The organism is Devosia sp., assembly GCF_028290625.1.
GTDB lineage: Bacteria > Pseudomonadota > Alphaproteobacteria > Rhizobiales > Devosiaceae > Devosia.
The window spans coordinates 104,370-118,332 of record NZ_JAQGJM010000024.1; the positions used below are offsets into that span (position 1 = coordinate 104,370).

At 63.0% G+C, this 13,963-nt stretch carries 12 protein-coding genes; 2 read left to right on the forward strand and 10 right to left on the reverse strand.

The features are described 5' to 3' along the window. Positions 1–5: 5 nt before the first annotated feature. Positions 6–1,847, reverse strand: a complete 1,842-nt coding sequence (locus JWR51_RS13570) for an EAL domain-containing protein (protein WP_299748231.1) — start codon at positions 1,845–1,847, stop codon at positions 6–8. Positions 1,848–2,166: 319 nt separating this feature from the next. Here JWR51_RS13570 and JWR51_RS13575 point away from each other — a divergent pair, with 319 nt between their 5' ends. Next, complete coding sequence (locus JWR51_RS13575; protein WP_299748232.1) at positions 2,167–3,126, forward strand: sensor domain-containing diguanylate cyclase; 960 nt, start codon at positions 2,167–2,169, stop codon at positions 3,124–3,126. Between the two features lie 10 nt (positions 3,127–3,136). On the opposite strand, the gene JWR51_RS13580 is transcribed toward JWR51_RS13575, so the two are convergent. The 7 genes from JWR51_RS13580 to JWR51_RS13610 form a co-directional block, all read right to left on the reverse strand. Continuing rightward, positions 3,137–4,849: a thiamine pyrophosphate-binding protein gene (locus JWR51_RS13580; protein WP_299748234.1), complete on the reverse strand. Its 1,713-nt coding sequence runs from the start codon at positions 4,847–4,849 to the stop codon at positions 3,137–3,139. A gap of 13 nt (positions 4,850–4,862) precedes the next feature. Beyond that, a complete protein-coding gene (leuB, locus tag JWR51_RS13585; RefSeq protein ID WP_366525590.1) occupies positions 4,863–5,933 on the reverse strand; it encodes a 3-isopropylmalate dehydrogenase in 1,071 nt (356 codons plus the stop codon). A 60-nt stretch (positions 5,934–5,993) separates the two neighbouring features. Then, entirely contained in the window at positions 5,994–6,965 is a 972-nt protein-coding gene (locus JWR51_RS13590; protein WP_299748237.1) for a tripartite tricarboxylate transporter substrate binding protein, read from the reverse strand. A gap of 114 nt (positions 6,966–7,079) precedes the next feature. After that, positions 7,080–7,970 carry an isocitrate lyase/PEP mutase family protein gene (locus JWR51_RS13595; protein WP_299748239.1) on the reverse strand — a complete coding sequence of 297 codons (891 nt, stop codon included), beginning with the start codon at positions 7,968–7,970 and terminating at the stop codon, positions 7,080–7,082. Position 7,971: 1 nt separating this feature from the next. After that, complete coding sequence (locus JWR51_RS13600) at positions 7,972–9,483, reverse strand: tripartite tricarboxylate transporter permease (protein WP_299748241.1); 1,512 nt, start codon at positions 9,481–9,483, stop codon at positions 7,972–7,974. Between the two features lies 1 nt (position 9,484). Continuing rightward, positions 9,485–10,021, reverse strand: coding sequence for a tripartite tricarboxylate transporter TctB family protein (locus JWR51_RS13605; RefSeq protein ID WP_299748243.1), 537 nt, complete (start codon positions 10,019–10,021; stop codon positions 9,485–9,487). A gap of 83 nt (positions 10,022–10,104) precedes the next feature. Then, the gene (locus tag JWR51_RS13610) at positions 10,105–11,820 is read right to left on the reverse strand and encodes a thiamine pyrophosphate-binding protein (RefSeq protein WP_299748244.1); all 1,716 of its coding nucleotides are present in this window, start codon (positions 11,818–11,820) and stop codon (positions 10,105–10,107) included. Positions 11,821–11,977: 157 nt separating this feature from the next. Between JWR51_RS13610 and JWR51_RS13615 the strand changes: the two genes are divergently transcribed. After that, complete coding sequence (locus tag JWR51_RS13615; protein WP_299748246.1) at positions 11,978–12,661, forward strand: GntR family transcriptional regulator; 684 nt, start codon at positions 11,978–11,980, stop codon at positions 12,659–12,661. Here JWR51_RS13615 and JWR51_RS13620 read toward each other — a convergent pair. Then, positions 12,658–13,203, reverse strand: coding sequence for a hypothetical protein (locus tag JWR51_RS13620; protein ID WP_299748248.1), 546 nt, complete (start codon positions 13,201–13,203; stop codon positions 12,658–12,660). The two genes, JWR51_RS13615 and JWR51_RS13620, sit on opposite strands and share 4 nt — an antisense overlap. A gap of 1 nt (position 13,204) precedes the next feature. Then, on the reverse strand, positions 13,205–13,630 hold the full coding sequence (locus JWR51_RS13625; protein WP_299748249.1) for an OsmC family protein: 426 nt from the start codon (positions 13,628–13,630) through the stop codon (positions 13,205–13,207). Positions 13,631–13,963: the final 333 nt, after the last annotated feature.

Below are 13,963 nucleotides of genomic sequence, written 5' to 3' on the forward strand. Positions count from 1 at the left end.
CGCTGCTAGGCCCGACGCTGCTCACTGCCAGCCTCAGGCAGCTGCTGGGCAAAGTTCTGCAGCAGGATCATGGTTTCGGCTGCCGAACAGGGCCGCCCGAACAGATATCCCTGCCCCAGGCTGCAGCCGAGTTCCCTCAGCTTGTCGACTTGTTCCGCCGTCTCCACGCCTTCCGCGACGACCCGCATGTTCAACTTGCGAGCGATATCGAGAACGGCGCCGACGATGACCGAACTGGGCGCGCTGGTGGTCAATCGATCGATGAACGACTTGTCGATTTTGATCACGTCGACCGGAAAGCTCAGCAAATGGGTGAGCGAGGCAAAGCCGGTGCCGAAATCGTCGAGCGCCACCAGCAGCCCGCGCTTGCGCAGGGCATCCACCGATTTGGGGATGCGGTTGTCGCTGCCGCCGACGAAGACGGCCTCGTTGACCTCAAGCAGTACGTGGCGCAGCGGCACACCCACGGCCCCAAAGGTGCGGACCAGCCTTTCTTCCAGGTCGCCGCGCTCGAAATCGCCGGTGGTGACGTTGATGCCCACATGCTGGAAATGGATGCCGGCGTCGAGCCAGAGGCGGATGTCCTTGGCAACCTGGCTCAGCATCTGGCCGGTGAGCTGGTAGGCGATGCGCGGGTCGGAAAACGCCTCGTGAAATTCGGCGGCCGAGGCAATGCGGCCATCGGGACGACGCATGCGTGCCAGCGCTTCCAGCCCAACGATATCGCCGGTATCGAGCCGAACGATGGGCTGGTAGTGCGGCAACATCCGCTCGTCCGCGATCGCCTGGCCGACGTCGCGGACCATGTTGATGCGATTGACGATGGCGGTCCGCAGATCGCGGGTAAACGGCACATAGCCACCGCGATTGGTTTCCTTGGCGTGATACAGCGCGAAATCGGCATTCTGGCAGAGCGTGTCGGCGTCCTGGGTCGCAGCGTCGAACAGCGCGCCGCCGACCGTGATGTGCGGCTCGACGCTGTAGCCGGCGGCCAAAAGGAGGCCATTGACCTTGGACAGCACCTTGCCAGCGGTCGCTTCGAGTTCGCCCGCGCTGGTGCAGGCAGGGACGATGATGGCAAATTCGTCGCCCGCCAGGCGGCAGGCGGTCAATGCGGGATCACTGGCGTGGATGCGTTCGGCTATGGTGCGGATCACCGCGTCGCCGGCCGCGTGGCCCATGGTGTCGTTGATGGTCTTGAGCTGGTCGATATCGGCCAGCAACAGTCCAAATGGCGTCCCGCTGGCGATCTGCTGCTGCAGCAGGCCGTTGAAATGCAGGCGGTTGGGAACCCCGGTCAGGGTGTCGAAATAGGCGAGCCGGTGATTGGTGGCCCGAGCTTCCTCATGCTCGATGGCGATGGAGCAAAGATGGACGCTGGTCTGGACGATTAATCGTTCCAGCTCATTGGGACCGCGAGGTTCCTTGAAGTAAAACGCGAAGGTTGCCGCAACGCCGCCATCGCGATTTGGAATGGGCGTGGACCAGCAGGCCTTCAACCCCAACGGGATCGCCAGAGCCTTGTAGTCTTGCCAGAGCGGGTCATGCTCGATGTCAGTGACGAGGACCGGCTCGTTGCGCCACGCCGCCGTGCCGCAGGAGCCGACATTGGGCCCAATGGGCCGGCCATTGATCGCCTTGCTGAAGCTGGCCGGCAGGCCCGGGCTAGCAATCGTATGCAATATGCCCGGCGCCTCGACGGCCAGTATCGTGCAGGTCGTGCCTGGCGCCATGGCTTCGGCGCGCCGACATAACAGGCCAAGCGTCGAGGCCAGCGACTCGCCGCGCGCTATAGCCTCCAGCACCTCGGTTTGCAGGTGCAATAGTGATGCGCTAAGGACACTCATGTTGCACCTCATGCCGGTGACTACGTATTAAACCATAGCTCTAAAGTATGGATGCCGCAGAACCTGCGGTTTTTAAGAGCTATGACAGCACAAGATTAACCTCTCCTGCTCATTGCTATGAGTCAGCACTTCAGCGGCCGCTCTCACCGACTAAAATTATGCCTGTCCCATAGCAGGCAGGCTGCGTACGAAATTTACGCAAGGCCGTGATTTTTCAGGCAGAACAGTTTTATTTACTCTCTGTAGGATATCTTCTGCGGAGGCATTAAATCTGCTTGGGACACCAAGTCAGGCCATCGACCGATTGCCACGAGGTCCCATGGACGACTTTGAATTCTTCGAGGATGACGCGGAGTCGGTCAAAGCCGCGGCTTTGACGCAGCAATCTCTGGTGGACACGCAAAACCAGTTGGGCGCCATGCTCGACGTAATGCCGATCGGCCTGCTGATCCATACCGAGCAGGGCGTGCTATTTGCCAACAAGGAGGCCTGCCGGCTCCTGACGGTGACCAAGCGGGAAATCCTCGGGCACCACCTGCTCGACTATATTCGCTCCGCCGATATCGAGAAGATTTCCCAGCAATTGCGGTCTTCGTTCCTGGGCGAAGGCAAGACCTTCGAGCAGGAAAGCACGCTGCAACGACCGGACGGGTCGCAGCGGCTGGTCAAGTTGATTTCGGGGCGCCTGCCCTGGGATGGCAATCCGGTGATCCAGTTGCTGTTCCAGGACATTACCGACCAGCGGCGCGCCGAGTTTTCCATGCGCCAGCTCACCATTACCGATGAATTGACCGGCGCCTATAATCGCCGGCACGCCAACTACGAGGCGGCGCTCTATATCTGTGCGGACGCGGCTACCCGCCTGCCGCTGAGCGTCATCATGGTCGATATCGATCACTTCAAGCGCGTCAACGACACCTATGGCCATCCGGTTGGCGACATTGCGCTGAAGCACTTGACGCGGCTGGCACACGATTTCGTTCCGACCATCGAGGGCACCGATTCAGCGCTGTTCGCGCGGATGGGTGGCGAGGAGTTCATCATCCTGCTGCCCGGCGTCGAAATCGCTGCAGCCGGCACTGTCGCGGAGCGGTTCCGGCGCGCGGTACAGAACATGAGCATCGCTTTGCTCGACGGCGAGCTGAAATTCACCATCTCGCTGGGCGTCGCGAGCTATCGCGATGCGGACTGCACGTTCGATGGCCTGCTCGGACGGGCGGATGCTGCGCTCTATGACGCCAAGGCCGGCGGCCGCAATCTGGTGCGCCTGGCGGGGTAAATCTGGCGGATCAGCCCATCCACTGGCTGACCGGCGCCTGGGCGTCCTGCAGCGGCTGGGTAATGATATCGACCAGGGTCGGACCATCGTGGCGCACGGCTTCGCGCAAGGTCGCGGCGAGCTGGGCCGGGTCGCTCACCGAATAGGATTTGACCCCATAGGCGGCGGCGACCCTGGCGTGGTCGGTGCGGGAAAAATCAACCGAAAAGTAGCGCTGGTCGTAGCCGGCCTTCTGGCTCGCCTTGATCCAGCCGTAGACGGCGTTGCTGAACACGATCATGGTCAGCGGCACGTTCTTGCGGACGATGGTTTCGAGCTCGCCGACAGTGAAACCGAAGCTGCCATCGCCCATCAAGGCGACGACTTTGCTCGACGGGCTGGCGTACCAGGCGCCGACTGCCGCCGACATGGCATAGCCCAGCGCGCCGTGGGCGCGGTTCGTGATGAAATGGCGGCCCGGCTGCTTCAGGTTGAAATAGGCCGCGACGTAGGGGCATGGCGTGCCGGGATCGGCGACGACGATGGCGTCGGGCGGCAGCACGCGGTTAAGTTCGGCAATGATGCGCTCGGGGCGGATCGGGGTTTCGAGGCTTTCCGCCAGCGGCAGGAACTGCGCACGCCTAGCGGCTTTAGCTGTTGCTACGGCGGCGGTGCCATCAGCGGCCAGTGGATTGCCGTCGGCAATATTGTGCCGAACGGTCGCAGCCAGCGCAGCGAGCGCCAGCTTGGCATCGGCGACGATGCCGACCGTCGTCGGATAGTTGGCGCCGATCACCATGGGATCGATATCGATGTGGACGATGGTGGTGCCACGCTTGGGAAAGCGCCAGTTTTCCGTGGTCGTCGAGCCGGCGCGGCAGCCGATGAACAGCACCAGATCGGCGGCAGCCACAATTGCCCGCGTGGCCATCACGCCGCCATTGGCGCCGACGACACCGGCATTGAGCGGGTGGCTGTCAGCCAGCGCGCCCTTGCCGCTGACGGTGGTGCAGACGGCCATGTTGAGCAGGGTCGCCAAGGCATCCAGTTCGGCGGTGGCGCCAGCTGAGATCACGGCGCCACCGCAGATCACCACGGGATTGGCCGCACGAAGGAGCAACTCGGCCGCGGCATCGACGGCCGCGGTATCGGGGGCGCTACGGCGCGCCGGAGCCGTGGCATGGGCGGGGTCAGCCCACAGATCCTCATCGTCGCGCAGGGTCTGTTTCTGCACGTCATAGGGCAGGCAGATATGGGCCGCGCCTGGGCGGCCGGTGGTCATGGCCCGGAAGGCAGTGCGCATGATGCCCGGCACCTGATCGGGCAGGTCGATCGTGCCGTTCCACTTGGTCACGGGGCGGTAGAGCGCCTGCTGATCCAGCTCGGTCAGCGGGTAGCGACCACGCGAGGTCACCGGCACGTCGGAGGTAATGCCCAGCACCGGCACGGAGGATTCATTGGCCTCAGCCAGTCCGGGCAATAGATAGGTCGCCCCGCCCCCACTCGGGCCTTCGCAGACGCCCACCCGGCCCGATACGCGCGCATAGCCATCGGCCATGTAGGAGGCGCTGCGCTCGTCGCGGGTCAGGATGTGTTCGATGCCGTGATCGAGGCGGTACAGCGCATCGTAGAGCGGCAGGCTGGTATCGCCACAGAGGCCAAACACATGCTTGACGCCGTGCAGTTGCAACATGCGCACCATGGCCTCGGCGCCATTGGGTGCATTGGCCTTGGTGTCGCTCATGGCACTCTCCGGCCTAGTTCAGCGCATTGACGATGATATCGCCGGCCTCGCGCGTGCCGCTGACACTATCGCCCTTCCGGGCAATGTCGCCAGTGCGCAAGCCATCGGTCAGGGCCTTGAGCACCGCTGCCTCGACCCGGTCGGCCTCGGCCGGCAGGTCGAAGCTGTGCCGCAGCATCATGGCGGCCGACAGTATGGTGGCAATCGGGTTGGCCATGTTCTTGCCCGCCAGATCTGGGGCCGAACCGTGGATCGGCTCGTAGAGGCCGAACTTGCCCTCCCCCATCGAGGCGGAGGGCAAGAGCCCAATCGAGCCAGTGAGCATCGAGGCCTGATCAGACAGGATGTCGCCAAACAGGTTGGGTGTCAGCATGACATCGAACTGGGTCGGATTGCGCACCAGCATCATCGCCGCCGAATCCACCAATTGATGGGTCAGCGCCACGTCCGGATATTGCTTGCCCACGGCAGTCACGACTTCGCGCCACAGGCCCATGGTTTCGAGCACGTTGGACTTGTCGATCGAACACACCTTGCCGCGGCGGGTGCGCGCAGCCTGAAACGCCACATGGGCGATCCGCTCGATCTGGCTCTCGGTGTAGCGCATGGTATTGGTGCCGACGCGCTCGCCGTCCTCGATCGTGATGCCGCGCGGCGTGCCGTAATAGATGTCGCCATTGAGCTCGCGGATGATCAGCAGGTCGAGCCCAGCAATGATTTCCGGCTTGAGGCTCGACGCGTCCTTGAGGGCATCGAATAACGTCACCGGGCGCAGATTGGAAAACAGCCCGAATTCCTGCCGCATCTTGCGCAGAGCGAAGCCGGGCTTCTTGTCCTGGGGCAGATGATCGAATTTGGGGTCGCCGACGGCGCCGAACAGGATGGCGCCCGAAGCGCGCACCACAGCCAGGGTTTCCTCCGGCAGCGGATTGCCGAACAGGTCGATTGCCGTGCCACCAACCGGGGCTTCGGTGAAATCGAATTTCAGCCCCGGCCGTTCCAGCACCTTGAGCACCTTGACCGCCTGCGGCACGATTTCCAGACCAATCCCGTCGCCGGGCAATACCGCGACCTGCATGTCAATTCCTGATATAGGCATAAAAGAAATGGCCGCCCGCGAACAGGCGGCCACGCCGATCGATACTTACTTCGGCAGCGCCGCCGTCAAGGCCGTGAGGCGCACGATTTCGCTGTCCCAATATGCGCCGTACTGGGTGTGGTCCATGTACTTCAGTTCCAGACCCTGATCCTGCACGCGCTTGATCATCTCGGGATCGGCGGCCATCTTGCCGATCGCGTCGCTGAGGGCGGTCGCTGCGGCTTCGGGCGCACCGGCCGGCAGGGCGAAGCCGCGCGAGGTACCCGAATAGATCTTGAAGCCGGATTCTTCGGCCGTCGCGACGTCAGGCATGAAGGTGCTGCGCTTGTCGTTGAACACGGCCAGCACGCGGATACGACCATTGGCCACCTGCGCGGTGAAATCGCCGACGCTGCCCTGAACGGCGGTGATGTTGCCGCCCATCAGGTCGTTGAGCGCGAGGCCCGAGTCATTGTGGAACACGGGGGTGAACTTGACCCCGGCGGCCTGCTCGATGCCGATGACGTCGAGATGTTCGCGGCCACCCGGCCCGGTAACGCCAACGGTCAGCTCTTCGGGCTTTTCCTTGGCGGCGGCGATGAAGTCGGCCAGCGTCTGGTACGGGCTGTCGACCTGGACGGCGATTGCGCCGGGATCATAGGCGAAATTGGCGACAGGGATGAAGCTGTCGCGATTGAACTGAGCGCCACGCGCCGCGTCCATCGACAGGGTGATGACGGTGGGCAGCGAGGTCAGCCCGAACGTGTAGCCGTCCTTGGGCGCATCGGCCAAAGCCTGCATGCCGACCTGAAGGCCGGCGCCCGGCAGGTTGACGACCTGATAGCTATTGCCGGGGAATGCGGCTTCGAGGCCGCTCGTGACCAGGCGACCGGTGATGTCCGCGCCGCTCCCGGCAGTAGCGGCGACGATCACCGAGCTGCGCTTGTTGGCTTCGGGGTAAGTCTGGGCCTGTGCGGCGGTGACACCCGCCACGATCAGGCATGCGCCGGCCAAAACGGCGGCAAATCGCTTCGTCATATTTTCCTCCCGGAAGATGTTGCGGGTGCGTCACGTTCTGAACTGACGCTTGACCCTTGAGTAGAGTTATACAACTGGCATTGAGCCATTTGTCAACCAATATGAACCAATCTACTATTGGCTCATATTGGCGTAGTGCCGATCGGCCTGCATGAAGCCATCGAGCCCCAGCAGCGCGCTGCGCTGGTCGAGGCTCATCATCCGATCTGGATAGAATTCGTGCACGCCGCCGGTGCGGGCGAGCGAGGCCATCAGTTCCTGCATGGCGTGGAGCGCGGTCTTCTGCAGCGCGCCCGGATAGGTGACGATGCCATAGCCCATGGCCGCCAATTCGGGATGCGTCAGCAGCGGCGTCTTGCCGCCTTCGGCCATGTTGGCCATCAGGGGCACTTTAAGGTCGGCCAATGCTGTCACATTGCCAGCCAATTCGTCACGCGAAAGGGGCGCTTCGATGAAAATGCCATCAGCCCCCGCCGCCACATAGGCCCGCGCCCGCGCCAAAGCGCGCTCCGGCCCCTCTATCGCCCGCGCATCGGTGCGGGCGATGATCAGCAGGTCCGGATCGGTCCGAGCATCGGTGGCGGCCCGCAGCTTCTGCACCATCTCGTCGACCGGGACGACGTCCTTGCCGGCGAAGTGGCCGCAACGCTTGGGCGCCACCTGATCCTCGAGGAACAGCGCGGCGACGCCGGCACTTTCAAACGCCCGCACCGTGCGCTGTACGTTCAAAGGGTTGCCATAGCCGGTATCGCAATCGGCGATCACCGGCAGGTCGGCGGCCTCGACGATTGCCCGTGTGACGTTGAGGCTTTCGGTGAAACTTAGCAGCCCAATATCTGGGACGCCGAGCGCACTTGCCGCCACCCCGGCCCCCGACACCATCATGGCCGGGAACCCCGCCTGCTTGACCAGCAGCGCGCTCAGGCAATCATAGACGCCGGGGGCGAGCACGCAGGCGCCCTCGCCTAGCAGTTTCCGCAGCGTAGCCTTGTGGGTCTGGCTCATCTCAATCCACCGCATCCGCGCCCAATACGGCGCTGCGCCGCCTCACCTTGCCGCTCCATAGCGGCATGGTGAGAATAATGATGGCGATGACCAGCAGCGAGATCGACAGGGGGCCACGCACCAGGATTTCGAGGCCCCCGCGCGAAATGCTGAGTGCCTGCCGCAATGCGCCTTCCATCAGCGGCCCCACGATCATGGTCAGAGCCAGCGGCGCCATCGGGAAGTTGAGCTTGCGCAGGATAACGCCGAGCAGGCCGAACAGCAGCATGACCCAGACGTCGAAGGGGTTGTTGTTCACCAGGAACGTGCCCAGGCAGATGAACATGATGATCAGCGGATTGAGGATCTTGAGCGGGATCTGCAGCACTTTCACCCACATGCCGACCAGCGGCACATTGAGCAGCAGCAGCATGAAATTGCCCACGATCATGCTGGCGATGATCGGCCACACCACCTGGGGATGCTGCGAGAACAGCAGCGGGCCGGGGGTCAGCCCGTTCATGATGAAGGCTCCGAGCAGGATCGCCACGCTGGGCGAGCCGGGAATGCCCAGGGTGAATAGCGGGATCAGCGCCGCATTGGCATGGGAATTGTTGGCGGTTTCCGGGCCGGCGACGCCCTCGATCGCACCCTTGCCGAAGCGTTCGGGATGGCGCGAAACACCCTTTTCGACCGCATAGGACAGGAACGAGGCCAGCGCCTGCGTGGTGCCTGGGACCAGACCAAGGAAGAAGCCCAGCACCGTGCCACGGGCGATCGGCATGCCGGAATCCTTGAACTCCTGCTTGCTGGGATAGAGCGCCTTCATCGACACATTGGCGACTTTGCCAACCGGGTTTTGCGAGGCCAGCAGCACTTCGGAGAGGCCGAACAGACCCATGACCACGGGGACGAAGTCGAGACCACCCAGCAACGGCGTCAGCCCGAAGGTAAAGCGCGGCATGCCCATGGTGGGATCGGACCCAATCACGCCGAGCATCAGGCCGAATACGGCCATGGCCAGAGCGCGCAGCATGGACTCGCCGGCGAGCAGCGACAGTGTCGCCAATCCGACGGCAAGAAGCGCGAAGAATTCCGGCGGGCCGAAGCGCAGCGCTACGTCGGTCAGCAGTGGTGCGATCAGCACCAGTGCCAGCACCGCGCAGGTTCCGCCGACGAACGAGCCGATGGCGGCGATACTCAGCGCCGCGCCGGCCCTGCCCTGCTTGGCCATCGCCGTCCCATCGAGCATGGTAACCACCGAGGCCACCTCGCCCGGCACACTCAGCAGCACGGTCGAGATCGTGCCGCCATAGTAGCTGCCATAGAAAATGGCCGAGAGCATGATGATCGCGCCGGTTGGGTCCATTCCATAGGTGATCGGCAGAAGGATCACCATGCCGCCGGCCGAGCCGATGCCCGGAAGCACGCCGACCAGCGTGCCGACGAGGCAACCAATCAGCGCATACATCAGGTATTCGGGCGTCAGCGCGGTGCCCAGACCCGCGACGAAATAAGAGAGTGTGTCGAGCATCTTACAATCCGATCGCGGACAGCGCGCCGTAGGGCGCGGGCGGCAGGTAGACATGCAGCCAATTGGAGAAGGCGTAGGACGCGCCCAGCCCGCCACCCAGCGCCACGGCCAGCGCCATCAGCACATGCACGCGATTGACCAGCAGCAACACCAGCAACACGACGAACATCGAGAGCACGAAGCCGAGCGGCACCACGGTGAGGGCAAAGAACCCGACCATGACGAAATTGATCGCCATCTGCGCGCTCGCGGCGGGTTCGGGGATGATCATGTCCTCAAACACGACCGGCATCTTGGACACGAAACTTGCAATCACCGACGCCGCTGACAGCGCGATCAGCAGCAGGCCGAGCCAGAACGGGAAGAAGCCCGGACCCGGGCCAACCGGCGTGTAATAAGACAGTGCCAGTGACTGGACGACGACATAAAGGCCCAATGCAATCAGCACGATGGAGACGCCGCGTTGCAGCGTTACTCCAAGCCGATTATTGGCAGCCACCGCCGCGGGGTCGGGCGGCAGCTCCTGTTCGAGTGTCATTGCATTCTCCTCAACCTGCGAGCTTTGCCAGGTCGGCGGCGGAATATGCTTCCGTCTCTGCCCCGGGCCAGGCCCGATAATACTTACGCCTGTGCGGCCTCTGCCGCACGTTGCCGCTCTGCTGCGGCTGACCTCAGTTTGGTCAGCGTGGTACGCACGCTGATCGCCTCGGGGTCGGTAATCAGTTCGATCAAAGCATTGCCCGGCGCCGCCAAAGCCCGCTCCAGCGCCGCGGCGAAATCCTCCGTCCGCTCGACGCGTTCGGCGGGAATCCCGTAGGCTCCGGCCAGCGCGGTGAAATCGGGATTGACGATGTCGGTCCCCACTTTACGACCAGGAAATTCGCGCTCCTGATGCATGCGGATGGTGCCGTAAATGCCGTTATTGACCACGATGAACAGCACCTTGGCGCCATATTGCACCGCGGTGGCCAGCTCCTGGCCATGCATCTGGAAACACCCATCGCCTGCCAGCGCCAGTATCCGCTGGCCCGGATTAGCAACCGAAGCCGCGATCGCCGCCGGCACGCCGTAGCCCATGGCCCCGGAGGTCGGCGCCAGTTGCGTGCGATACTGCCGGAATACCCAATGCTTATGCAGCCAGCCGGTATAATTGCCGGCGCCCGAAGCCACGATAGTGTCTTGCGGCAGGCGCTGGCGCAATTGGGTAATGACCTGACCCAAATCGACGGCAGCGCTGGTCGGCTGGGGGACGAGGCTTGCCTCATAATCGGCGCGCGCGGCGCGCACCCAATTTTTGCGGACCGCGCTGGCGATGGCGGGCAGGCCAGCCAGCGCGGCCGCCACCAGGCTCGGCGCCGCGTTTATAGCGAGGTCGGCCTGATAGACGCGTCCGAGCTCTTCGGGATCGGAATGGATATGCACCAGCGGCTTGCCGATGCGTGGCGGCTTGAGCGCCGCATAACCCGCAGTGGTCATTTCGCCCAGCCGCGGCCCCAGGGCCACGACCAGATCGGAGGCCGCCAGCCGCGCCATCAGGCTCGGTTCAGCGCCAATGGTGAAATGGCCGACATAGTTGGGATGGGTATTGTCCACATAATCCTGACAGCGCAGTGACACAGCCACCGGCACGTCATGGGCTTCGGCGAAGGCCAGCAGTTCAACGCCGGCCTGCCCGGTCCAGCCACCGCCGCCGAGGATCAGCAGCGGCTTTTCGGCCGCATGGATCATGGCGGCGAGCTTGTGGATATCGCTGCTTCGCGGCGCGGCCGGAATTGGTTCAGCACGCAGGCCGATTTCGATATCGCCGGCCACCAATTCGCTCAGCATATCTTCCGGCAGCGACAGCACCACCGGGCCCGGCCGTCCGGCCATGGCCGTCTGGAAGGCGCGATGGACATATTCGGGAATGCGGCGCGCATCGCTGATTTCGGCTGCCCATTTGGCCAGCGGCGCGAACATGGCGGGGAAGTCGACTTCCTGGAAACCCTCGCGATCCTTGATCTCGCGCGATACCTGCCCGATGAACAGCACCATCGGCGTGGAATCCTGAAATGCTGTGTGTACGCCCGTCGAGGCATTGGTTGCACCTGGTCCGCGGGTGACGAAGCAAACGCCGGGCCGACCGGTCAGCTTGCCATGGGCTTCGGCCATGTTGGCGGCGCCGCCTTCCTGGCGGCAAACCACCAAGTTGAACTCATCCTGGCGATCGTGGAAGGCATCGAGGACGGCAAGATAGCTTTCGCCGGGAACGCAGAAGACCTGGTCAACGCCCTGTTTATGCAGGCATTCGACCAGCAATTGTCCGCCAGTCCGCGCCAAGCCGGCCGTTAACGCCATACCATCCCCTCCCTGGGTGATCCAATTCCGGATTAATCCGGCCATTTCTGGACCAATAGCGTCTCGCCGGAATGGTTGCAAGCTTGTTTTCGCCAGTGTAAGTGCCAATATGGCGATGAACCAATTCGATTTGCCGCGATCAGGCGACGAGGAAAATATGGGTACCAGAGCGGCATCGGACGGCAGCAGCCAGGCGATTTATGAAGACTTGCACCGGCGCATTGCCGAAGGTGCATTGATGTCGGGCGCAAGGCTGCCGACCGAGCGCGAACTGGCGATCCAGTATGGCGCGGCCCGCAACACCGTGCGCAAGACCATGGTGCGACTGGTGGCGGAGGGGCTGATCGAGCGCCATGTCGGTCGCGGCAGCTTCGTCACTGAGCCAAAAGCCGCTAATAACAATGTCGATTCGGCCGCCTCGCGCTTTCAGCTCAATGAATTGCTCGAAGCGCGCCTGCTGTTTGAGCCGGCGCTCGCCGCTCTCGTGGTCGAGCGCGCCAGCGATGACGATCTGGCGGCATTGGAAAACAAGCTCGATGTGCTGCGCGCGGCAAAAAGCTGGTCGGAGTTCAAGGAAGCCAAATACGCGCTGCATTTCGCCATCGTGGCGCTCTCGCACAACAGTTTTCTCGAATTCGTCTTCAGCGAAATCATCGCCGCCCGCCGCGCCGTTGCCTGGCGTCGGCCGGGACCGGCCGTACCCTTGTCGATGGTGCATGACGTGGCCATTGCCGAGAACGTGGCCATCGTCGCGGCGCTGCAGGATCGTAACGAGAAACTGGCCGCCGAGCTGATCAAAGCGAACCTGTTGCGGGTGTTCCTGTCGCTGTCGGGAACTTAAACCGGTAGCGGCCGCACTGCCCCAGCCAGAAATGGCAGCAGTTCATCATCGAGGTCAGTGTCGACGGCGTCGGTGAAGACATTGGTGGCGATCATCAGACCGGCAAAGGCGATCAGATCGACCAGCGTCTTGTCGGTGTAGCGCGCGGCGAGCGCCAGCCACACATCGTCGGGAACGGATTTCGGATCCTTGCCGATCGCGGCGCCAAGGCGCTGCAGTAGCGCTTCGGCCTCAGTCGGCACCAACGCATCGGGATCGTCACCGCCCTGGATCAGGGCGCGACGCATGAAATTGGTGCCGACCCCGCTGCCAGACGCGAGGCTGATGGCGTGGGCGAAAATCCAGATCGGGCGGTCTCCGAGCACTGGTCTCAACTCATCGCGCAGGGTGAACCATTCGCCATAAACCCGCAAAGCCGCGGGAGAATGCAGTAGTGTGCGCTTCATATTGGTCATGCGACCGCGCAGGCGCAACTCCTCGTCATGCGCCGCCTGCTGGTCCGATGTCGCGGCGGCGTAGTCGAGCTGCGGGATGCGTGCCATGTCAGAGAACGACCGGCTCGACGTCGCGAACAATGGCGCCATGCTCGAAGGTATTGCCGACAGTGCAGATTGCGTGGGCCTCGGCGATCAACGCCTGCCGCTCTTCATCCGAAAACTCACCCGCGATATCGAACGTAGTGGCGAAAGACGCCACGCGCGATGGCAGCTCGTGGGCTTTTTCGTGGGTCACCTCGACATCGACTTTAACCAGCCGGTCGAGCAGGCCCAGCTTGCGGGCGGCGATGCGTACGCTCAGCACCAGACACCCGGCTAGAGCCGCATCCATGAATTCGAGCGGGGTGAACCCTTCATCGGAGGCCAGATTGGCGAGCTTGGCGGCGGCCCCCGATTTCGCCTGCACGCCGCCATGCCCGGCATGGTCCAGCGTGGCGCCGACTGTGGTGGGACGGGTGACAATATTGGGCATGATGGCGGGGCTTTCGGATAGGGGCGGCAGTATTTTAATAGCTTAGATTGGCGACGTCGCCCACTCGCGCAAGGCGAAGATGCGCACGAACCGATGCAAAGAATGGCTTTATCAAAAGCGAGGCAGAATCGAGAGATCGATTTTACTGCACCTAAAAAAAATGGAACCGCACCGCAGGGCGTTGAGTAGGCATTCGGCAAGTGACATTGTATCGATACACCAGACGGCGCCACGCGGTTGCGTCAACCGTGCGCCCCGCTCGACCGAGCGGAACGATCAGGAGTTTTTATAGATGAGCAATTCGATTTTCCGCGGCAGCGTCACGCGCCGCCA